Source organism: Streptomyces sp. URMC 124 (assembly GCF_051386455.1).
Lineage (GTDB): Bacteria > Actinomycetota > Actinomycetes > Streptomycetales > Streptomycetaceae > Streptomyces.
This window is the reverse complement of sequence record NZ_JBPQTS010000136.1, coordinates 1-20856: the sequence shown is the minus strand read 5'-3', so window position 1 is coordinate 20856 and position 20856 is coordinate 1. Positions and strand designations below refer to the sequence as shown.

Below are 20856 nucleotides of genomic sequence, written 5' to 3'. Positions count from 1 at the left end.
TGAAGGTCGCCCAGCGGTCCTTCTTCGCACTGCTCTACCACCTGCTCGTCAGCCGCGACACCGGCCCGGCGTCTTCGTACGGTCGGGGGCTACGAACCGAGCAGCTTGCGCACCCGGTCCGCGCCGACGGCGAGGAGCAGCGTGGGCAGGCGCGGGCCGGTGTCGCGGCTGACGAGCAGGTGGTAGAGCAGTGCGAAGAAGGACCGCTGGGCGACCTTCAGCTCGGGGGTCGGCTTGGCGTCGGGCGTGAGGCCGGCCTGGATCTTGGGCACGCCGTAGACGAGCGTGGTGAGGCCGTCGAGCGACCAGTGGTCGTCGAGGCCTTCCAGGAGCAGGCGCAGCGATTCGCGGCCCTGTTCGTCGAGCGAGGCGAGGAGCTCGGTGTCGGGCTCGGAGCGGACGATGGTGCGGGATTCGGCCGGGACCTGGTTGTTGATCCAGTGCTCGGCGCGGTCCAGGCGCGGGCGGACCTCGTCGAGGTCGGCGACGGGGTTGGCCGGGTCGAGGTCGCTGAGGATGCGGATGGTCTGCTCGTCGTGGCCGGCGGTGATGTCGACGACGGAGGCGAGCGTGCGGTAGGGCAGCGGTCGCGGCGTGCGCGGCAGTTCGCCGGCGGCGGTGCGTGCGGCGCGGGAGTGGGCGGCGGCGTCGGCGGGCAGGACGGTGCCGTCGGCGACCTTGGCCTCCAGCTTGTCCCACTCGTCGTAGAGCCGCTGGATCTCCTGGTCGAAGGCGATCTTGAAGGACTGGTTGGGCTTGCGGCGGGCGTAGAGCCAGCGCAGCAGCGGCGCTTCCATGATCTTCAGGGCGTCGCCGGGGGTGGGGACGCCGCCCTTGGAGGAGGACATCTTGGCCATGCCGCTGATGCCGACGAAGGCGTACATGGGGCCGATGGGCTGCTCGCCGCCGAAGACCTTGCGGACGATCTGGCCGCCGACGACGAAGGAGGAGCCCGGGGAGGAGTGGTCGACGCCGGAGGGTTCGAAGATCACGCCTTCGTAGGCCCAGCGCATGGGCCAGTCGACCTTCCAGACCAGCTTGCCGCGGTTGAACTCGCTGAGCAGGACGGTCTCCGAGTGACCGCACACGCAGGTGTAGGTGAGCTCGGTGCTCTCGTCGTCGTAGGCGGTGACGGTGGTGAGGTCGCGCTCGCAGGCGCCGCAGTAGGGCTTGTACGGGAAGTAGCCCGCGCCGGAGCTGCCGTCGTCCTCGGCGGCGGCGCCGGAGCCTTCGGCGGCTTCCAGCTCGGCCTCGTCGACGGGCTTCTGCTGCTTCTGGCCCTGCTTCTTCGGCTGGCCGGTCGCCTTGTCCTTCGTCCGGTACTGGTCGAGGATCGCGTCGATGTCGCCGCGGTGCTTCATCGCGTGCAGGATCTGCTCGCGGTAGACACCGGAGGTGTACTGCTCGGTCTGGCTGATGGGGTCGTACTCGATGCCGAGCTCGGCGAGCGAGGCGACCATGGCGGCCTTGAAGTGCTCGGCCCAGTTCGGGAACGCCGAGCCGGCGGGGGCCGGGACGGAGGTCAGGGGCTTGCCGATGTGGGCGGCCCAGGACTCGTCGATGCCGGGGACGCCGTTGGGCACCTTGCGGTACCGGTCGTAGTCGTCCCAGGACAGGACGTGGCGGACCTCGTGGCCGCGGCGGCGGATCTCGTCGGCGACGAGGTGGGGCGTCATGACCTCGCGCAGATTGCCGAGGTGGATCGGGCCGGAGGGCGACAGGCCCGAGGCTACGACGATCGGTTTGCCGGGGGCCCGGCGCTCCGCTTCGGCAATGACCTCGTCGGCGAAACGGGAGACCCAGTCGGCCTCGGTGCTCTGAGCCTGAGCCACGGCACTTCCTTCCTTACGGTCCTGGCATGACCATTGTCCCAGACGGGAGGGGTGGCTCCGGGGTTGCCCGGCTCCGGCGAAATTACCGCGGGGGGCGTGGTAGGCGCATGGGATAATCGGGGGGACCCTCACATGCCGCCTACTGGAATGGCACCTTCCCATGGCTTCGGTTCCCTCCCTCGCTTCCTCGCTCCACCAGCGCATCGCGGACGCCCTCTCGGCAGCCCTGCCGGAGGCCGGTTCCGCGGATCCGCTGCTGCGACGAAGCGACCGGGCCGACTTCCAGGCGAATGGGATGCTGGCGCTGGCGAAGAAGCTGAAGGGCAATCCGCGGGAGCTGGCGGCGAAGGTCGTCGAGGGCCTTCCGGCCGGGGATCTGATCAAGGAGGTCGAGGTCTCGGGCCCGGGCTTCCTGAACATCACGATCACGGACGAGGCGATCGTGAGGACGCTGGCCGCGCGTGCCGCCGACGACCGCCTGGGCGTGCCGTTCGCGCAGGCCCCGGGCACCACGGTCATCGACTACGCCCAGCCGAACGTGGCCAAGGAGATGCACGTCGGCCACCTGCGCAATTCGGTGATCGGCGATGCGGTCGTGCGGATCCTGGAGTTCTCGGGCGAGAAGGTCGTGCGCCGGCACCACATCGGTGACTGGGGTACCCAGTTCGGCATGCTCATCCAGTACCTGATCGAGCACCCGCACGAGCTGGACCACGAGGGGGAGGTCTCCGGTGAGGAGGCCATGTCCTCGCTCAACCGTCTCTACAAGGCGTCGCGGACGCTCTTCGACTCGGACGAGGAGTTCAAGGCGCGCGCCCGGCGCCGGGTGGTGGATCTGCAGGCGGGCGACGAGGAGACCCTCGCGCTGTGGCAGCGGTTCGTCGACGAGTCGAAGATCTACTTCTACTCGGTCTTCGACAAGCTCGACGTGGAGATCCGCGACGAGGACATCGTCGGCGAGTCCGGTTACAACGACATGCTCGCCGAGACCTGCCGCCTGCTGGAGGAGTCCGGCGTGGCGGTGCGTTCCAACGGCGCGCTGTGCGTGTTCTTCGATGACGTCAAGGGCCCGGACGGCAAGCCGTCGCCGCTGATCGTCCAGAAGTCCGACGGCGGTTTCGGCTACGCGGCCACCGACCTGTCGGCGATCCGCGACCGGGTGGGCAACCTCAAGGCCGACACCCTGCTGTACGTGGTGGACGCCCGGCAGTCGCTGCACTTCAAGATGGTCTTCGAGACCGCGCGCCGGGCGGGCTGGCTGACGGACGACGTCAAGGCCGTTCAGCTGGGCTTCGGCACGGTCCTCGGCAAGGACGGCAAGCCGTTCAAGACCCGTGAGGGCGAGACGGTCCGTCTGGTGGACCTGCTGGACGAGGCGATCGACCGCGCGACGGCCGTCGTGCGGGAGAAGGCCCAGGACCTGACCGAGGAGCAGATCGCCGAGCGGGGCGCCCAGGTGGGCATCGGCGCGGTGAAGTACGCCGACCTGTCGACGTCGGTCTCCCGCGACTACAAGTTCGACCTGGACCAGATGGTGTCCCTCAACGGCGACACCAGTGTCTACCTGCAGTACGCCTTCGCGCGGATCCAGTCGATCCTGCGCAAGGCGGGCGAGGCCCGGCCGGTGGCCCACCCGGAGCTGGCGCTGGCCCCGGCCGAGCGCGCGCTGGGCATGCACCTGGACCAGTTCGGCGAGCTCCTGGCGGAGGTCACGGCGTCGTACGAGCCGCACAAGCTGGCCGGTTACCTCTACCAGCTGGCCTCGCTGTACACGACGTTCTACGCCGAGTGCCCGGTGCTGAAGGCGGAGACGCCGCAGCAGGTGGAGAACCGCCTCTTCCTGTGCGACCTGACGGCCCGCACGCTGCGTCAGGGCATGTCCCTGCTGGGCATCCGGACGCCCGAGCAGCTCTGAGGCCCGGCGGACCGGGGGCGGGGCGGTCTCACCCCGCCCCCAGTTCGAACCACACCAGCTTGCCGGTGAGCCCTTGGGGCTGCCGGCGCAGGGCGAAGCCGCCCCAGCTGTCGGCGCAGCGCATCACGAGCGCGAGCCCGCGGCCCTCCTCGGCGTCCTCCCGGGGCAGCTCGGTGGCCTGCAGGCCGGGCAGTGCGGGGTTGGTGTCCCATACGGTCACCCGCACCCCTTTGCCCTTGCCCTCGCGCGTGACGCGGACCGAGGCGGGCCCTTCGGAGTGCCGGTAGGAGTTGGTGACCAGCTCCGAGGTCAGCAGTTCGGCGGTCTCGGCGACGCGGGCGAAGCCGTGTTCTTCGAAGATCGTGCGGAGGGTGCGGCGGGCGATGCAGGGGGCGAGCGGGTCGCAGGGGACCTGGAGGGTGTACTCCCAGCTCTCGGGGAGCTCGGGGTCGGTGCTCATGGGCGCGTCTCCGCGGGAGGGTTCGGTGTGCGCCACAAGCTAGGGCCGGTGCCCGGGGGCTTTCCACTGTTTCGGCGGAATTCCCCCGGGCACCGGCCCTTGCTCGTCGAGGTGTTGCCCTGCGGCCGCTACAGCTGCCGCGCGGCCTCGGTCGCCCAGTAGGTGAGGATCATGTCGGCCCCGGCGCGCTTGACGCTGGTGAGGGTCTCCATGATCGCTCGGTCGCGGTCGATCCAGCCGTTGGCGGCGGCGGCCTCGACCATCGCGTACTCGCCGCTGATCTGGTAGGCGGCGACCGGCACGTCGACGGCTTCCGCGACCTTGGCGAGGATGTCGAGGTAGGGCAGGGCGGGCTTGACCATGACCATGTCCGCGCCCTCGGCGAGGTCGAGCGCGAGCTCGCGCATCGACTCGCGGGTGTTGGCGGGGTCCTGCTGGTAGCTCTTGCGGTCGCCCTGCAGGGAGGAGCCGACGGCTTCCCGGAAGGGGCCGTAGAACGCGGAGGCGTACTTGGCGGTGTAGGCCAGGACGGAGACGTCCTCGTGGCCGGTCTGGTCGAGGGCGTCGCGGATGACGCCGACCTGGCCGTCCATCATGCCGCTGGGGCCGACGACGTGGACGCCGGCGTCGGCCTGGACCTGGGCCATCTCGGCGTAGCGCTCGAGCGTGGCGTCGTTGTCGACGCGGCCTGCGGCGTCCAGGACGCCGCAGTGGCCGTGGTCGGTGAACTCGTCCAGGCACAGGTCGGACATGATGACGAGGTCGTCGCCGACCTCGGCCCGCACGTCGCGGATGGCGACCTGCAGGATGCCGTCGGGGTCGGTGCCGGCGGTGCCGGCGGCGTCCTTCTTGGACTCCTCGGGGACGCCGAAGAGCATGATCCCGGAGACGCCGGCCTCCAGCGCCTCGACGGCGGCCTTGCGCAGGGTGTCACGGGTGTGCTGGACGACCCCGGGCATGGAGGTGATCGGCACCGGCGTGCTGATGCCCTCCCGCACGAAGGCGGGAAGGATCAGGTCGGCCGGGTGCAGGCGGGTCTCCGCGACCATGCGCCGCATGGCGGGGCTGGTGCGCAGGCGCCGGGGGCGGGACCCCGGGAACGTGCCGTAGGTGGTGCTCAACTCCGTGCCCTTCTACGCGATCCGGGCCGTCGCTCGCTCGGGCGGGTGACCGGGTCGCCGGCCTCCAGGGCGGCGTCCCGGCGGGCCGCGCCGAACTCCGCGAGCGCCTCGGCGAGCTTGAGCACCGAGGGCTCGGGGGACAGCACGTCCACCCGCAGGCCGTGCTCCTCCGCGGTCTTCGCGGTGGCCGGTCCGATACAGGCGATGACGGTGACATTGTGGGGCTTGCCGGCGATGCCGACGAGGTTGCGCACCGTGCTCGACGAGGTGAAGAGCACGGCGTCGAAGCCGCCGCCCTTGATGGCCTCGCGGGTCTCGGCCGGCGGCGGCGAGGCCCGGACGGTGCGGTAGGCGGTGACGTCGTCGACCTCCCAGCCCAGCTCGATCAGGCCCGCCACCAGGGTCTCGGTGGCGATGTCGGCGCGCGGCAGGAAGACGCGGTCGATCGGGTCGAAGACCGGGTCGTAGGGCGGCCAGTCCTCCAGCAGGCCGGCGGCGGACTGCTCGCCGGAGGGCACGAGGTCGGGCTTGACGCCGAACTCGATCAGCGACTTGGCGGTCTGCTCGCCGACGGCCGCGACCTTGATGCCGGCGAAGGCGCGCGCGTCGAGTCCGTACTCCTCGAACTTCTCGCGCACCGCCTTGACGGCGTTGACGGAGGTGAAGGCGATCCACTCGTAGCGGCCGGTGACCAGGCCCTTGACCGCGCGCTCCATCTGCTGGGGGGTGCGCGGCGGCTCGACGGCGATGGTCGGGACCTCGCTGGGCACGGCACCGTAGGAGCGGAGCTGGTCGGAGAGCGAGGCGGACTGCTCCTTGGTGCGCGGCACGAGGACGTTCCAGCCGAAGAGCGGCTTGGACTCGAACCAGGAGAGCCGGTCGCGCTGCTCGGCAGCGCTGCGCTCGCCGACCACGGCTATGACCGGCTGGGCGCCGTCGGCCGAGGGCAGCACCTTGGCGGCCTTGAGCACCTGGGCCAGGGTGCCGAGGGTGGCGGTCCAGGTGCGCTGGCGGGTGGTGGTGCCGGCGACCGTGACGGTCATCGGCGTGTCGGGGCCGCGGCCGGCGGAGACCAGTTCGCCGGCGGCGGAGACGACGGAGTCGAGCGTGGTGGAGACGACGGCGGTGACCTCGCTGGCGCCGACCTCGGACCAGCAGGTGGCCGAGGCCGTGCGGGCGTCGACGAAGCGCACGTCGCCGCCCTTGCCGTCGCGCAGCGGCACACCGGCGTACGCGGGCACGCCGACGGCCGTGGCGACGCCGGGGACCACCTCGAAGGTGATGCCCTCGGCGGCGCAGGCGAGCATCTCGTCGGCGGCGTTGCCGTCGAGTCCGGGGTCGCCGAGCACCGCACGGACGACCCGCTTGCCGCTGCGCGCGGCCGTCATGACAAGATTGGCGGTGTCCCTAAGGACAGGGACGTCCGCGGTTTTTGATGCCTCGTCAGTAACCGTCTGGGCAGGCATGTCCACATGGGCGCGCGCATGCGTGCGCACCACGTCGAGCACCTGCGGATCGGCGATCAGGACGTCCGCGGCCGCGAGCGCCTCCACGGCGCGGAGCGTCAGCAGTCCCGGGTCTCCGGGGCCGGCACCGAGGAAGGTGACGTGCCCGTGCACGGGGTGGTTCGGGGCGGTGGGGTTCAAAGTGCTCGCTCCCCCATAAGACCGGCCGCTCCCTTGTCGAGCATCGCTGCGGCGAGCTCGCGGCCCATGGCCACGGCTTCTTCGCTGGACGACGGCACGGGGCCGGTGGTGGACAGCTGCACCAGCGTCTTGCCGTCGGTCGTGCCGACGACGCCCCGCAGGCGCATTTCGGTGACAACCTGCCCGTCGGCCAACAAGTCGGCCAGCGCACCCACGGGTGCGGAACAGCCGGCTTCCAGGGCGGCGAGCAGGGAACGCTCGGCCGTCACGGCGACCCGGGTGTACGGGTCGTCGAGCTCGGCGAGCGTCGCGGCGAGGGGTGCGTTGGTCATGGCGCACTCGATCGCCAGGGCCCCCTGGCCGGGGGCGGGCAAAACTACGTCGGTCTCCAGGAACTGCGTGACCTCGGCGCTGCGGCCGATCCGCGAGATCCCCGCGGCGGCGAGCACCACGGCATCCAGCTCGCCCTTGGTGACGAAGCCGATGCGGGTGTCGATGTTGCCGCGGATGGGGACGGTCTCGATCTCCTTGCCGAGCTCGCGGGCCCAGGCGTTGAGCTGGGCCATGCGGCGCGGGGAGCCGGTGCCGATGCGGGGGACCTTCTCGGAGGAAAGCGCCGCGAGGGCCTCGAAGGTCAGGCCGTCGCGGGCGATCAGCACGTCGCGCGGGTCCTCGCGCACCGGGACCGCGGCCAGGGCCAGGTCCTCGGGCTGCTTGGTCGGCAGGTCCTTCAGGGAGTGCACGGCGAAGTCGATCTCGCCCGCGAGCAGCGCGTCGCGCAGCGCGGAGACGAAGACGCCGGTGCCGCCGATCTGTGCGAGGGCCTCGCGCGAGACGTCACCGTAGGTGGTGATCTCCACCAGCTCCACCGGGCGACCGGTCAGCTGCTGCACGGCCTGCGCCACCTGGCCGGACTGGGCCATGGCGAGCTTGCTGCGGCGCGTGCCCAGGCGCAGCGGCCGCGAAGAGGTGTCGTTCATGCCGGCTCCCGTGCCGTGTTGTGCGTACCGGCCTGCGAGTCGGCCCGGCTGACGGCGGCGACCGCCTGCGGGTCGAGGTCGAAGAGCTCTCGCAGCGCGTCGGCGTAACCGGCGCCGCCGGGGGTGGAGGCCAGCTCCTTGACGCGCACGGTCGGCGCGTGGAGGAGCTTGTCGACGACGCGGCGCACGGTCTGGGTGATCTCCGCGCGCTGCTTGTCGTCCAGGTCGGGCAGGCGGCCGTCGAGGCGGGCGATCTCGCTCGCGACGACGTCCGCGGCCATGGTGCGCAGGGCGACCACGGTGGGGGTGATGTGGGCGGCGCGCTGGGCGGCGCCGAAGGCGGCGACCTCGTCGGAGACGATGGCGCGCACCCGGTCGACGTCGGCGGCCATGGGCGCGTCGGCGGAGGCCTCGGCGAGCGACTCGATGTCGACGAGCCGCGCGCCCTCCAGGCGGTGGACGGCGGCGTCGATGTCGCGCGGCATGGCGAGGTCGAGGAGGGCGAGGCGGACGTCCGCGCGGGCCGCGTCGCCGCAGGAGGAGTCGAGCGGACAGCTGCCGTCCGTACGGTCCCGGTCCGCGCCGTCCGTGGCCGCGGGGGAGGCCGGCGCGGCCGGGCGGGAGGCCAGCGCGGCGCGTATGGCCTCGGCCGTCAGCACGACGCCCATCGCTCCGGTGCAGCTGACCACGACGTCCGCGAGGGCGAGCTCGTCCGGCACGGCGGCCATCTCCACGGCCGAGGCCGTGAAGGCGGCGGCGGCGCGGGCGCCCGGCTCGGTGAGGATCTCCGCGAGGCGCTCCGCGCGCGCGAGCGTGCGGTTGGCTACGGCCACGTGGGCGACGCCCGCCCGGGCGAGCGTGGCCGCGGCGAGCGAGGACATCGAGCCCGCGCCGATGACGAGGGCCCGCTTGCCGGTAGCCCAGTCGCCCAGCGGCGCGCCGTCGGCCAGGCGCTCCAGGCCGAAGGTGACCAGGGACTGGCCCGCCCGGTCGATGCCGGTCTCGCTGTGGGCGCGCTTGCCCACCCGCAGGGCCTGCTGGAACAGGTCGTTCAGCAGCCGGCCCGCGGTGTGCAGCTCCTGCCCGAGGGCGAGGGCGTCCTTGATCTGGCCGAGGATCTGGCCCTCGCCGACGACCATCGAGTCCAGCCCGCAGGCCACCGAGAACAGGTGGTGGACGGCGCGGTCCTCGTAGTGCACGTACAGGTACGGGGTGAGCTCCTCCAGCCCGACGCCCGAGTGCTGGGCGAGGAGCGTGGACAGCTCGGCCACACCGGCGTGGAACTTGTCCACGTCGGCGTAGAGCTCGATGCGGTTGCAGGTGGCGAGGACGGCCGCCTCGGTGGCCGGCTCGGCCGCGAGGGTGTCCTGCAGCAGCTTGGCCCGGGCCTCGGGCGCGAGGGCGGCGCGCTCCAGCACGCTCACCGGCGCGCTGCGGTGGCTCAGTCCGACGACGAGGAGGCTCATGCCGGCATCACCGCGGGCACGTCCCCGTCCGGTCCCTTCCTGCCGCCGCCGGCGGCGGGCGTGCGCATGCCCGCGCCGGAGCGGGGCTGCGCCGCGGCGGCCACGGCGGTCTCCTGCGCGGGGGAGGTCTCCTCGCCGGCCTTGCGCTGCTCGTGGAAGGCGAGGATCTGCAGCTCGATCGACAGGTCGACCTTGCGCACGTCCACGCCCTCGGGCACGGAGAGCACGGTGGGCGCGAAGTTGAGGATCGAGGTGACGCCGGCGGCCACGAGCCGGTCGCAGACCTGCTGGGCGGCGCCGGCCGGGGTGGCGATGACGCCGATCGAGACGCCGTTGTCGGTGATGATCGATTCGAGCTCGTCGGTGTGGCGCACGGGCAGCCCGGCGACCGGCTTGCCGGCCATGGCGGGGTCGGCGTCGATCAGGGCCGCGACGCGGAAGCCGCGGGAGGCGAAGCCGCCGTAGTTGGCCAGGGCCGCGCCGAGGTTTCCGATGCCGACGATGACGACCGGCCAGTCCTGGGTCAGGCCGAGCTCGCGGGAGATCTGGTAGACGAGGTACTCGACGTCGTAGCCGACCCCGCGGGTGCCGTAGGAGCCGAGGTAGCTGAAGTCCTTGCGCAGCTTGGCGGAGTTGACCCCCGCCGCGGTCGCGAGCTCCTCGGAGGAGACCGTGGGCACCGAGCGCTCGGAGAGCGCGGTCAGTGCGCGCAGGTACAGCGGAAGCCGGGCGACGGTGGCCTCGGGAATCCCTCGGCTTCGGGTCGCCGGTCGGTGAGTTCGGCCAGTTGCCACGGTGCTCCTGCGGGTAGAGCGGGGCTGCGGGCGGTGCCTCGTCCCAGGACCGCCCCGTCGAACGCAGGCTATGCCTTTGTGAACGCGTGCACAAAGATGGTGTCCGATTTGCCCGGTCAAAGTGACCGGGGTCACGCGGTCTTTCGGCCCTCTCCGGGAACCATTCGGCCCCTTCCGGAGACGACCGGCCGCACGGACACTGCCGCCACACCCGTCACACGGGACACAGGAGAGCGGCGACGGGCACACGGGCGCTCACTCCTGACTCACTACTGCTCCCCGGGAGGCGAGCTCCCGGATCCCCGGCCAGAAAAAACCCCGGACGCCAACAAATCGACACATGATGGTAGTCGACTCAGGCACCCATCCAGCACGTTTGAACGAGCCGGGGGCACGCCATTGCATACGGGCGCGCGCGGAGGCGCGCGAGGGGCGGGCACAATGGCGGACATGACCCCCCTGCTGCGCCGCCGCCCCCGCAAGAACCCCGCCGACAGCACGGTCACCCTGATCGGCAAGCCCGGCTGCCACCTGTGCGACGCCGCCGAGACCGTGATCGCCGAGGTCTGCGGCGAACTCGGCGCCCGCTGGGAGAAGAAGGACATCACCCAGGACGAGGAGCTCCACCGCAAGTACTGGGAGCAGATCCCGGTGATCCTCGTCGACGGCGCGCAGCACGACTTCTGGCGCGTGGACCCGGACCGGCTGCGCAAGGCCCTCACGGGCTGATCCCGCACCACTCCTCCCCCGCGCGCGCACGCGGACGCGCCGGGCGTAACCGGAGCGTCAAGGGAAGTTCACGCCGCGGAATCATCCCGACTCCGGTTACCCCGAACAAACTGGCTATGCTCGGGCCATGGCCGCACTGGGATGGATCACTCCGCGCAGGCGCTCTGCCACGGCACGCAGCGTGCTGGCAGGCGAGGCCGCGGCGGAGGCAGCCCGCAAAACCGCTCAGGAGAGCGCTGCCGAGAGCGCGGAGGGCGCGGCGCAGCAGCCGTCCGAGCCGGACTTCCCCGTCGTCGGCGACGTGCACGCCGCCGCCTTCTTCGACCTCGACAACACGGTCATGCAGGGCGCCTCCCTCTTCCACTTCGGCCGCGGGCTGTACAAGCGGCGGTTCTTCCAGAAGCGCGAGCTCGCCCGCTTCGCCTGGCAGCAGGTGTGGTTCCGGCTGGCCGGCGAGGACGCCGAGCACATGCAGGACGCGCGCGACAGCGCCCTGTCCATCGTCAAGGGCCACCGCGTCTCCGAGCTGATGACCATCGGCGAGGAGATCTACGACGAGTACATGGCCGAGCGGATCTGGCCCGGCACCCGGGCGCTCGCCCAGGCCCACCTCGACGCGGGACAGAAGGTGTGGCTCGTGACCGCCGCGCCCGTCGAGGCCGCGACGATCATCGCCCGCCGCCTGGGGCTCACCGGCGCGCTCGGCACCGTCGCCGAGTCGATCGGCGGCGTCTACACCGGCAAGCTCGTCGGCGAGCCGCTGCACGGGCCCGCGAAGGCCGAGGCCGTCCGCGCCCTGGCCGCGGCCGAGGGGCTCGACCTCTCGCGCTGCGCCGCCTACAGCGACTCGGCCAACGACATCCCGATGCTCTCGCTCGTGGGCCACCCCTACGCCGTCAACCCCGACGGCCGGCTCCGCAAGCACGCCCGCGAGCGCGGCTGGCGGCTGCGCGACTACCGCACGGGCCGCAAGGCGGCCAAGGTCGGCATCCCGGCCGCGGCCGGCGTGGGCGCCCTGGCGGGCGGCGCGGCCGCGGCCGTGGCGTTGCACCGGCGCCGGCGCTGACGCCGCACCGACGCCCGCACTGACGCGAACGCCTGCCCGCAAACTGCCACCGGCCCCCCGCCCCGGCCCGCTCTAGCGGCTCCGGGGCGGATTCACGCGGCGGCGCGCCGTACCGCGCCGTCCACTTCTCGCCACTACGCCGTGCTGTCGCCACAAAGGTTCGGCAACAGCGCGTAGTCGAGCGTCACTCTCAGGCAATCCTGTCTTCATACCCTCACATCCTCCTCCTCAGTCCTTCCGCGTCCGGATTGCCACAACACGCCGCCCATTCGGCCACACCATGACCAAATCTGTTCAACCTCCTTTCATAGTTCGATATTTGATCGATCCTCAACCGGTAAGAGATCGAACGGAAACGATGATTTGAGCAACTCGGTGTAGTGCTGCCTGTACGAAGCGTTATTCTCCTCAGACGCAAACCGGTACCCCCTTGTCCCTACGACGAGTGAACGGTTCCGTACTGCACGTGATGGAAGCTCTGCCTCTGGGAGTCCCGTGTACCCACACGTCGGGGTTGACGCCTCGGGCCTGGCTACGCTTCGCGCAACGGTCCTCGACCGCCTGCGCGGTTTCGTCCCCACCGCGTACGCCGTCCCCGCCCTCGCCACGCTCGCCCCTGCCGCAGGAGGCGGCCGCGCCGGCCACGCCGGCCCCTGCTACGCCCTCGCCGAGAGCAGCGCGGCGGTGGGCAGACGAGCCGCCCGCCGGGGCGGTGCGGCCACCGCGTCGTCCGCCGCGCCCTCCGGCTCCGCCACGTCAACGCGCCGCCCCAGCGCGGACAGCGACAGCGCCCGCATGCTCGACCTGGTCGAGCGCGCCCAGGCCGGGGAGGCCGAAGCCTTCGGCCGCCTCTACGACCAGTACGCCGATACGGTCTACCGCTACATCTACTACCGGGTAGGCGGCCGGGCCACCGCGGAGGACCTCACCAGCGAGACGTTCCTGCGCGCCCTGCGCCGCATCGGCACCTTCACCTGGCAGGGCCGCGACTTCGGCGCCTGGCTCGTGACGATCGCCCGCAATCTGGTCGCCGACCACTTCAAGTCCTCGCGGTTCCGGCTCGAAGTGACCACCGGCGAAATGCTCGACGCCAATGAGGTCGAGCGCAGCCCGGAGGACTCCGTCCTCGAGTCCCTGTCCAACGCCGCGCTGCTGGAGGCGGTGCGCAAGCTCAACCCCCAGCAGCAGGAGTGCGTCACCCTGCGCTTCCTGCAGGGGCTTTCGGTCGCCGAGACCGCCCGCGTCATGGGGAAGAACGAGGGCGCCATCAAGACCCTCCAGTACCGCGCGGTCCGCACCCTGGCCCGCCTCCTTCCCGACGACGCGCGTTAACCCAGCGCGCCCGTTCACTCACCAGCGGTCACATCGTCCAGGGCGCGTAACCCGGCTGGCGCGCCAGTCGTTGTGCGGGATGCAGACTCCCTGCGGTCACGCCATGCCCGCAGCCACTCACTCGATCGAGTGGATGCTCATCACGGCGTGCAACCCTCCAGGTGTTCAGAGGAGTCGACCGTCATGACGAGAGGAGGTGCCGCCTGTGATCGCGAACGTATCGGCGCACCGGCGGGCGAACGCCTTCGCCCGGTCCCTGGAGCAGCAGGAAGTCCAGGACGCGGCGGCCACACAGCCCGATCCGCCGGCCGAAGGCGCGGAGCAGGGCAGGCTGCTGGCCCTCACGGGCCGGCTCGGTGAGCTGCCCCGCCCCGGGCTCGACCCGGAGACCAAGGCCGTGCAGCGGGCGCAGCTCATCGCTGCCATGGAGACCCAGTTCGCGGGAGGTGACTCCGCCACTCTCCCCGAGCAGAAGACCCGCCGGTCGGGCCGCGGCGCCCACCGGGCCCTGGGCCGTCTCCGGCCGCGCTCCCGCTGGTCGAAGGGGCTCGCCGCGGGCGGCCTGACCGTGGGTGTGGCAGCGGGTGCGTTCGGCGGCGTGGCGGCCGCCAGTTCCAATGCCCTGCCCGGCGATTCGCTCTATCCGCTCAAGCGCGGCATGGAGGATCTCCGCCTCGGCATGGCCGACGACGACTCCGACCGCGGCGGCCTGCTCCTCGACCGGGCCTCCACGCGCCTGCAGGAGGCCCGCCGCCTGATGGAGCGCGGCAAGCTCGGCGGCAGCCTGGACCACGAGGTCCTGGGCGAGATCCGCAAGACCCTCTCGGGCATGCGCCAGGACGCCTCCGAGGGCCACCGCCTGCTGCACACCGCCTACAAGCGCGACCGCTCGCTCGGCCCCATCCAGCGCCTCTCCAGCTTCGCCTCCACGCACCGCGAGAGCTGGAGCCAGCTGCGCGAGAAGCTCCCGGTGCAACTGGCCGACGTGGGAGCCGAAGTCAGTTCGGTCCTCTCCGCCATAGACGATGAGGTCGAGCCGCTGCGGTCCCTGCTCCCCGCCCACCACGGCAAGCACGGCTCGTCCGTCCGGCCGGACACCTCCGCCCCCGGCACGTCCGGCCGCTCGGCCCACTCCACGCCGCCCAAGCCCTCCGCTTCGTCCAGCAGCGCGGGCAAGCACGCGGGCGGCGGCCGGCAGCACCCGGCGGCCCCCGGCGGCCACGAGGAGCACGAGGGCCTCCTCGGCGGCACGGGCCTGCTGAAGCCCCCCTCCGCGCCCGGCAGTGCCAGCCCGGAGGGCACGTCCCACGGCAAGGAGACGAAGCCGGCCAAGCAGCCGAGCATCACGATCCCGCCGGTCCTCCCGGACATCCTCCCGGGCTTGGGCATCCAGGGCGAGGACCCGAAGTAGTAGTGCCGTAGCTGCCCAGGCGGTCGGTGTTCCAGAGGAACACCGACCGCCTGGGCACAAGCAGCCTCCGTCCGTCGGCTGCGGGCCGGTCAGAAGAACACCGACCGCCTCTGCACAAGCAGTTTGTACAGCGTGTGCTGAATCGTTTCTCGCACCTGGTCGGTCAGGTTGAACATCAGCATCGGGTCGTCCGCGGCCTCCGCCGGATACCCGTCCGTGGGGATCGGCTCGCCGAACTGGATCGTCCACTTCGTCGGCAGCGGCACCAGCCCCAGCGGCCCCAGCCAGGGGAACGAAGGCGTCAGCGGGAAGTACGGGATCCCCAGCAGCCGTGCCGCCGTCCGCGAATTGCCGAGCATCGGATAGATCTCCTCGGCCCCCACGATCGAGCACGGCACGATCGGCGCCCCGGCACGCAGTGCCGTCGACACGAAGCCGCCCCGGCCGAAGCGCTGGAGCTTGTACCGCTCCGAAAACGGCTTGCCGATCCCCTTGAACCCCTCCGGCATCACCCCGACCACCTCGCCCCGCTCCAGGAGCTGCTGCGCGTCCTCCGCGCAGGCGAGGGTGTGCCCGAGCTTCCGGGAGATCTCGTTGACCCCCGGCAGCATGAAGACCAGGTCCGCGGCGAGCATCCGGATGTGCCGGCCGGCCGGGTGGTGGTCGTGCACGGCGACCTGCAGCATCAGCCCGTCCACCGGGAGCGTCCCGGAGTGGTTGGCGACGACCAGGGCCGCGCCCTTCTCCGGGATGTTCTCGATGCCCTTCACCTCGACCCGGAAGTACTTCTCGTAGAAGGGCCGCAGCGCGGACATCAGGACCTGGTCGGTCAGCTCCTCGTCGTAGCCGAAGTCGTCGACCTCGTACTCGCCGGTGATCCGCCGCCGCAGGAAGCTCAGCCCGTGCGCCAGCTTCCGGTCCCAGCCGCCCGTCTGCGCCGCCTCCGGCTCCCGTACACGGTCGCCCGTGTCCGCGGCCGCCGGCTGCTCGGGGGCGTCCGCCGCGGCCTGGTCCACGTCCCGCTGCGGCGGCACGGGCGCGAGGGGCGACACCCGGCCCGTACGGGCCCGCCCCGGCCGCTTCCCCTTGCGCTTGGACCGCGGCTCCTCGCCGCCGAACGGGATGACCTTCGCGTCCGCCATGGTGGGTGCGCTCCTCACTTCTGGCCGCGGCCGGCAGGCAGGGCCGCGGCGATCCGGTCGACGGTACGGGCAAGGGTCTCGGGCGGCAGCAGCCCCGGCCCCCGGCTGCGCGCGTAGTCCTCGAAGGCCCCCGCGGTGGTGTACCGCGGGTCGAAGCCGAGGGTCTCGCGCATCTGGGTGGTCCGGACGACCCGCCCGTGGGTGAGGAGCCGGATCTGCTCGGGCGAGAAGTCCGTCACGCCGACCGAACGCAGTGCGGAGCCGACCCAGGTGACGGTCGGCAGGAAGAAGGGGAGCGTGGGACGCCCGAGGCGGCGGGCCGCCTGCGAGAGCAGCAGCACCCCGTCACCCGCGACGTTGAAGGTGCCGCTGTTGAGCGTGCCCCGGCGCGGCTCGCCCGCGGCGATCCGCAGCACCTCGATCACGTCGTCCTCGTGGACGAACTGCAGCCGGGGGTCGAAGCCGAGGACGGTGGGCAGCACGGGCAGCGCGAAGTACTCGGCGAGCGGCGAGTCGGCGCAGGGCCCCAGGATGTTCGCGAAGCGCAGCACGCACACGGCCACGTCGGGCCGGCGCCGGGCGAAGCCGCGCACGTACCCCTCGACCTCCACCACGTCCTTGGCGAAGCCCCCGCTGGGCAGCGACTTCGGCGGGGTGGTCTCGGTGAAGATCGCGGGATCGCGTGGCGCGGATCCGTAGACATTGCTGCTGGACTTGACCACCAGGCGCTTCACCGACGGCGTCTTCTGGCAGGCGCCGAGCAGCTGCATGGTGCCGATGACGTTGGTCTCCTTGACCGTCGCCCGGCTGCCGCGCTTGCCCAGCGGGGTGCCGTTCACATCCATGTGGACCACCGTGTCCACACCGTGTTCGGCCAGAACCCGGGCGATCCGGGGATGGCGAATGTCCGCCCGTACGAAATCGGCCCCGCCCAGATGGTGCGCGGGTGGCACCGCGTCCACCGCGATCACCCGGTCCACGTCGGGCTCGCGCTGGACGCGGCGGACGAACCGGCCCCCCAGCTGCCGTGCGACTCCGGTGACGAGCACGACCTTGCCCAAGATCAGCGCCTTCCTCTGCCCACGATCCGCCCATGACCTACCGATGGGTGGTGCTGCCGCGGCCACCGTAGCGGGTCGTTGTTGCGCTGTGATGACCGGCCGATGCGCGGAGCGACATTTCAAGCCGTAGCCGAGGCTTCACTCACCGCGACGCACCCACGAAGCACCGCAGCCCTCCCACCATGATCGGTGGAAGGGCTGCGGGACGAGCACAGCGGCGTGCCGCTTACTTCTTGTTGCGACGCTGAACGCGCGTGCGCTTGAGCAGCTTGCGGTGCTTCTTCTTGGCCATCCGCTTACGCCGCTTCTTGATAACAGAGCCCACGACTACCCTCGCTTACATCGATTCACTCGGTGCGGGGCGTCCGAGCCCACACGACCTACATCGGGCCAGCCTACCCGGCACCGGGCGATCAGCGTAATCCAGGGCCCCCGTCAGGCTGTTTCCACCCCCACGTAGGACTCTCGGAGGTACTCGTGCACCGCTTGCTCCGGGACCCGGAACGACCTGCCCACCCTGATCGCCGGCAGATGACCGCTGTGCACCAAGCGGTACACGGTCATCTTGGACACTCGCATCACCGCGGCGACCTCCGCCACGGTCAGGAACACGACCTCGTTGAGAGGCCTCTGGTCAGCAGCCATGACACACCTGAACCTTCCGCACATGACGCGCACCGGCTTCCCCTCCGGTGACTCCTCGTCGCTGCGCGCTCACTCCCCAGGTTAGGGGCGGGTGATGCGAGTGGGGAAGAGGAGCAGCCATCGGCCGCCTACTGTGACAGACACGCTCGATTGAGTACATAGCGAGTAAGCGGTCGGTAGTAATCAGACCGCACAGTGTCATCAAGCGGAACGACGACGGACAACCGCCCCTCCGCCTGACCGGCGAACGGCGCCGGGTCGTCCGCATCCGCCAGGCCGAGGGCCTCAATACCCAGCTGACCTGCCCCGCAGACCCACCCGTGGTCCCCGATGACCACCGCCGGAAGCGGTCCGTCACCGTCCATCGCCGCCCCCAGGGCCACCCGAAGCGGGAGCGGAGAATGCGTATGTACGCCGGGCTCACTTCCACACCCACGCGCGCCGGGTTCACGCACCAGCGCGACGCCTCGAACGTAGTCCAGGTTGTAGGTGCGTACCCCGAACCGGGTCGTTATGTCGACACTTCGACCCTGCGCCGGGCGGAGGACAGTGCACCCCGCCGCCGAGAGACCGGCGGCCAAGGAGGCGTAGAAGCCCAGGAGCCGGTGCGGGTGACCGGTCCCGATGAGCACCGGAGCCCGGGCAGCGGCCACCGCGGCGAGCCGATCCGCAAAGGCACCCAGTGCCACGATCGTACGGTCCGGATCGATGACATCCTGCCCCGAAGTGTGGCCGGGATCGGCCGAAACCCCGCACTTGCGGGCCATCAGTCGCAACAAGTCCCCCAGCAACCAGTCCCGTTCCGGCTCCAGGCCGAGCAGCGCACGGGGATCTCCGGCCACGAACATCCGATAGCGGCTCAGACTCCGCTCGCGGGAGGCGGATACGACACCGGCGATACGGGAGCGGAGGAGGTGGCTGCGGAGGAAGGGGTGTTGGTCTTGCTGCGGGACGGCGTCTGGGGAATTTTGCGCAGGGGACTGGGCGGGCAGCTCGGTCAGCACGATTCCGATGCTGACGGAACCGGCCCCGGGGCGCGGGGGATTCGCGCGGGGATCCCACGGTCGGCCTAACGGGCGGCTCGAGGGCGGGCGTGACGGTGGGCGCGGCGACCGGCAGAGCGTTCCGCAGAGCGCTCTGCGCGGCGCTCTACGGCAGCAGGCCGTGGGCCGGGAACACCGCCCGCCGCGTCGCGAGGATCGCCTGGTCGAGCCGGTCCCCCGGGTCGTATCCCGCGTCCGTAAAGTCCTTCCACTCGGGCCGGCGCCCGTCCGTCATCCTCTGCGGACCCAACTGGCGCGTCCGTCGGAACACTTCGGCCCGCCAGTCCTCCGGCACAGCGGCCTCCGGGGCCACCGGCACCCCCGCGGCGACCGCCACCAGATGGGCCCAGGAGCGGGGCACGACGTCGACCACCGCGTACCCCCCACCGCCCAGGGCGACCCAGCGCCCCTCCGCGTGCTCGTGCGCCAGAGCGTGGCAGGCCTCGGCCACCGACCGCTGGGCGTCCAGCGAGACCGCCAAGTGGGCCAGGGGATCCTCGAAGTGCGTGTCGGCCCCGTGCTGCGTCACCAGCACCTGCGGACGGAAGGCCGCCAGCAGCTCCGGCACCACGGCGTGGAACGCCCGCAGCCACCCCGCGTCCCCCGTCCCCGCCGGCAGCGCCACGTTGACGGCACCGCCCTCGGCTCCCGGCCCGCCGGTCTCCTGAGGCCAGCCGGTCTGCGGGAAAAGGGTGCTGGGGTGCTCGTGCAGGGAGATGGTGAGCACGCGCGGATCGTCCCAGAAGGCCGCCTGGACGCCGTCGCCGTGGTGCACGTCCACGTCGACGTACGCGACCCGCTCCGCCCCGAGCTCCAGCAGCCGGGCCACGGCGAGGGCCGCGTCGTTGTACACGCAGAACCCGGACGCCGCACCGGGCATCGCATGGTGCAGCCCGCCGGCGAAGTTCACCGCGTGCAGGGCCTCGCCGCGCCATACGGCTTCCGCGGCGCCCACCGACTGCCCGGCGATCAGCGCGGATGCGTCGTGGATGGCGGGGAAGGCCGGCACGTCGGCCGTGCCGAGGCCGTACGAGCCGTCGGCGGAGGCGGGGTCGGCGGACGCGGCCCGCACGGCGGCGATGTAGTCCTCGCGGTGCACCAGCCTCAGTGTGGAGTCCCCGGCGGGCCGGGCGGCGGCAACGCGCACGGCCCGGTCCAGCCCGAGCGCCTCGACCAGCCGCATGGTCAGCGCGAGCCGCACCGGGTCCATGGGATGGCCGGGCCCGAAGTCGTAACCCGTTACCGCCTCGTCCCACATCAACTGCGCACGGCCGCTCATGAGCGTCACCGTAACGGATGGCCGGAGCGGGGTCGGGGCCAGAGTCGGGGCCACAGTCGGGGCCGGGTCCGAGCCCTCGTCGACGCCAAGTCGGAGCCCCAGTCGGAGCCCCAGTCGGCGGCAGGATCAGGCGAGGAGTTGTGGGAGTTCCGCCATCTCGCCGAAGAGTCCGCCGGCGCCGGCCGCGGTCAGCCGCTCGGCGGGGGTCATGCCGGTGTAGCCGTAGACGTCCATACCGGCGGCGAGCGCGGCCTGCACGCCGAGCGGGCTGTCTTCGACGACGACGCAGCGGGCGGGTTCGACGCCCATGGAACGGGCGGCGTGGAGAAAGAGGTCGGGGGCGGGCTTGCCCCTGCCGACGTCTTCCGCACTGAAGATCCAGGATTCCTCGAACCATTCGTCCAGCCCGGTGCGGCCGTGACCGACCCGGATCCGCTCATGGGTCCCGGAGGAGGCGACACAGTACGGAACGCCGCCGGCCACCAGGTGCTCGAGGACTTCCGCAGCACCCTTTATGGGCTGCAGCTCGCGCTCGAACGCCTCGAAGGTGCGGGAGTGCAGGGTGGTGTCGAAGTCGGCGGGCAGCTGCCGGCCGGTGCGTTCGAGCACCAGGTCGTGGATGCGGTGGACGGCGGAGCCCATGTAGTCGCGTACGGATTCCTCGTACGTGGTGGGGTGGCCGAGTTCGGTGAGATAGGCGGCGAGCACCCGGTTGGCGATCGGTTCGCTGTCGACGAGCACTCCGTCGTTGTCGAAGATGACGAGGTCATAGCGCATCATGACGTCACCCTAGAGGCCCTGAACGCAAAAATGCCTCAGGCCCCGAGTGATAACACTCGGGGCCTGAGGCTGAAAAATTGTTCGGCGGCGTCCTACTCTCCCACACGGTCCCCCATGCAGTACCATCGGCGCTGAAAGGCTTAGCTTCCGGGTT

At 71.4% G+C, this 20856-nt stretch carries 19 protein-coding genes and 1 rRNA gene; 5 read left to right on the top strand and 15 right to left on the bottom strand.

Going from position 1 to position 20856, the window contains the following annotated elements; all coding sequences use genetic code 11:
• Positions 1-89: 89 nt before the first annotated feature.
• A complete protein-coding gene (lysS, locus tag ACSNOG_RS24705) occupies positions 90-1832 on the bottom strand; it encodes a lysine--tRNA ligase (RefSeq protein WP_436754905.1) in 1743 nt (580 codons plus the stop codon).
• Between the two features lie 160 nt (positions 1833-1992).
• On the opposite strand from lysS, the gene argS reads away from it, so the two are divergent.
• Entirely contained in the window at positions 1993-3747 is a 1755-nt protein-coding gene (argS, locus tag ACSNOG_RS24700; RefSeq protein WP_436754904.1) for an arginine--tRNA ligase, read from the top strand.
• 28 nt (positions 3748-3775) lie between these two features.
• Here the strand turns inward: argS and ACSNOG_RS24695 are convergent, their stop codons facing one another.
• The 6 genes from ACSNOG_RS24695 to ACSNOG_RS24670 all read right to left on the bottom strand — a co-directional run bounded on the left by ACSNOG_RS24695 (position 3776) and on the right by ACSNOG_RS24670 (position 10214).
• Positions 3776-4207, bottom strand: a complete 432-nt coding sequence (locus ACSNOG_RS24695; protein WP_436754903.1) for an ATP-binding protein — start codon at positions 4205-4207, stop codon at positions 3776-3778.
• Between the two features lie 128 nt (positions 4208-4335).
• A complete protein-coding gene (gene hemB / locus ACSNOG_RS24690) occupies positions 4336-5328 on the bottom strand; it encodes a porphobilinogen synthase (protein WP_436754902.1) in 993 nt (330 codons plus the stop codon).
• Entirely contained in the window at positions 5325-6974 is a 1650-nt protein-coding gene (locus ACSNOG_RS24685; RefSeq protein ID WP_436754901.1) for a uroporphyrinogen-III synthase, read from the bottom strand. Before ACSNOG_RS24685 ends, hemB begins: the two co-directional genes overlap by 4 nt.
• A complete protein-coding gene (gene hemC, locus ACSNOG_RS24680; protein WP_436754900.1) occupies positions 6971-7954 on the bottom strand; it encodes a hydroxymethylbilane synthase in 984 nt (327 codons plus the stop codon). The genes ACSNOG_RS24685 and hemC overlap by 4 nt, the downstream gene beginning before the upstream one ends.
• On the bottom strand, positions 7951-9420 hold the full coding sequence (locus ACSNOG_RS24675; RefSeq protein WP_436754899.1) for a glutamyl-tRNA reductase: 1470 nt from the start codon (positions 9418-9420) through the stop codon (positions 7951-7953). The genes hemC and ACSNOG_RS24675 overlap by 4 nt, the downstream gene beginning before the upstream one ends.
• A complete protein-coding gene (locus ACSNOG_RS24670) occupies positions 9417-10214 on the bottom strand; it encodes a redox-sensing transcriptional repressor Rex (protein WP_436754898.1) in 798 nt (265 codons plus the stop codon). Before ACSNOG_RS24670 ends, ACSNOG_RS24675 begins: the two co-directional genes overlap by 4 nt.
• 450 nt (positions 10215-10664) lie before the next feature.
• On the opposite strand from ACSNOG_RS24670, the gene ACSNOG_RS24665 reads away from it, so the two are divergent.
• The 4 genes from ACSNOG_RS24665 (at position 10665) to ACSNOG_RS24650 (ending at position 14752) form a co-directional block, all read left to right on the top strand.
• Positions 10665-10943, top strand: a complete 279-nt coding sequence (locus tag ACSNOG_RS24665) for a glutaredoxin family protein (RefSeq protein WP_436754897.1) — start codon at positions 10665-10667, stop codon at positions 10941-10943.
• Between the two features lie 127 nt (positions 10944-11070).
• Positions 11071-12009 (top strand): HAD family hydrolase, encoded by a 939-nt coding sequence (locus ACSNOG_RS24660; RefSeq protein WP_436754896.1) that lies wholly within the window; start codon positions 11071-11073, stop codon positions 12007-12009.
• Positions 12010-12504: 495 nt separating this feature from the next.
• A complete protein-coding gene (locus ACSNOG_RS24655; protein WP_436754895.1) occupies positions 12505-13341 on the top strand; it encodes an ECF subfamily RNA polymerase sigma factor, BldN family in 837 nt (278 codons plus the stop codon).
• A 205-nt stretch (positions 13342-13546) separates the two neighbouring features.
• Positions 13547-14752, top strand: a complete 1206-nt coding sequence (locus tag ACSNOG_RS24650; RefSeq protein ID WP_436754894.1) for a DUF5667 domain-containing protein — start codon at positions 13547-13549, stop codon at positions 14750-14752.
• Positions 14753-14841: 89 nt separating this feature from the next.
• On the opposite strand, the gene ACSNOG_RS24645 is transcribed toward ACSNOG_RS24650, so the two are convergent.
• The 8 genes from ACSNOG_RS24645 to rrf all read right to left on the bottom strand — a co-directional run.
• A complete protein-coding gene (locus tag ACSNOG_RS24645; RefSeq protein ID WP_436754893.1) occupies positions 14842-15894 on the bottom strand; it encodes a lysophospholipid acyltransferase family protein in 1053 nt (350 codons plus the stop codon).
• Positions 15895-15908: 14 nt separating this feature from the next.
• Positions 15909-16955 carry an NAD-dependent epimerase/dehydratase family protein gene (locus tag ACSNOG_RS24640; RefSeq protein ID WP_436754892.1) on the bottom strand — a complete coding sequence of 349 codons (1047 nt, stop codon included), beginning with the start codon at positions 16953-16955 and terminating at the stop codon, positions 15909-15911.
• Between the two features lie 226 nt (positions 16956-17181).
• A complete protein-coding gene (locus ACSNOG_RS24635) occupies positions 17182-17280 on the bottom strand; it encodes a 30S ribosomal protein bS22 (protein WP_003948845.1) in 99 nt (32 codons plus the stop codon).
• A gap of 110 nt (positions 17281-17390) precedes the next feature.
• Entirely contained in the window at positions 17391-17600 is a 210-nt protein-coding gene (locus tag ACSNOG_RS24630) for a helix-turn-helix domain-containing protein (RefSeq protein ID WP_123975194.1), read from the bottom strand.
• A 128-nt stretch (positions 17601-17728) separates the two neighbouring features.
• Complete coding sequence (locus ACSNOG_RS24625; RefSeq protein WP_436754891.1) at positions 17729-18604, bottom strand: phosphatase; 876 nt, start codon at positions 18602-18604, stop codon at positions 17729-17731.
• A gap of 145 nt (positions 18605-18749) precedes the next feature.
• On the bottom strand, positions 18750-19922 hold the full coding sequence (locus ACSNOG_RS24620) for an acetoin utilization protein AcuC (protein WP_436754890.1): 1173 nt from the start codon (positions 19920-19922) through the stop codon (positions 18750-18752).
• Positions 19923-20048: 126 nt separating this feature from the next.
• A complete protein-coding gene (locus ACSNOG_RS24615) occupies positions 20049-20699 on the bottom strand; it encodes an HAD family hydrolase (RefSeq protein WP_436754906.1) in 651 nt (216 codons plus the stop codon).
• 82 nt (positions 20700-20781) lie between these two features.
• Positions 20782-20856, bottom strand: a 5S ribosomal RNA gene (rrf, locus tag ACSNOG_RS24610); the annotation flags it as partial.

Coding starts and splice junctions, on each gene's coding strand:
- argS (WP_436754904.1), top strand. CDS start 1,993: ATGGCTTCGGTTCCCTCCCTCGCTTCCTCGCTCCACCAGCGCATCGCG.
- ACSNOG_RS24695 (WP_436754903.1), bottom strand. CDS start 4,207: ATGAGCACCGACCCCGAGCTCCCCGAGAGCTGGGAGTACACCCTCCAG.
- hemC (WP_436754900.1), bottom strand. CDS start 7,954: ATGAACGACACCTCTTCGCGGCCGCTGCGCCTGGGCACGCGCCGCAGC.
- ACSNOG_RS24675 (WP_436754899.1), bottom strand. CDS start 9,420: ATGAGCCTCCTCGTCGTCGGACTGAGCCACCGCAGCGCGCCGGTGAGC.
- ACSNOG_RS24665 (WP_436754897.1), top strand. CDS start 10,665: ATGACCCCCCTGCTGCGCCGCCGCCCCCGCAAGAACCCCGCCGACAGC.
- ACSNOG_RS24660 (WP_436754896.1), top strand. CDS start 11,071: ATGGCCGCACTGGGATGGATCACTCCGCGCAGGCGCTCTGCCACGGCA.
- ACSNOG_RS24645 (WP_436754893.1), bottom strand. CDS start 15,894: ATGGCGGACGCGAAGGTCATCCCGTTCGGCGGCGAGGAGCCGCGGTCC.
- ACSNOG_RS24630 (WP_123975194.1), bottom strand. CDS start 17,600: ATGGCTGCTGACCAGAGGCCTCTCAACGAGGTCGTGTTCCTGACCGTG.
- ACSNOG_RS24620 (WP_436754890.1), bottom strand. CDS start 19,922: ATGAGCGGCCGTGCGCAGTTGATGTGGGACGAGGCGGTAACGGGTTAC.
- ACSNOG_RS24615 (WP_436754906.1), bottom strand. CDS start 20,699: ATGCGCTATGACCTCGTCATCTTCGACAACGACGGAGTGCTCGTCGAC.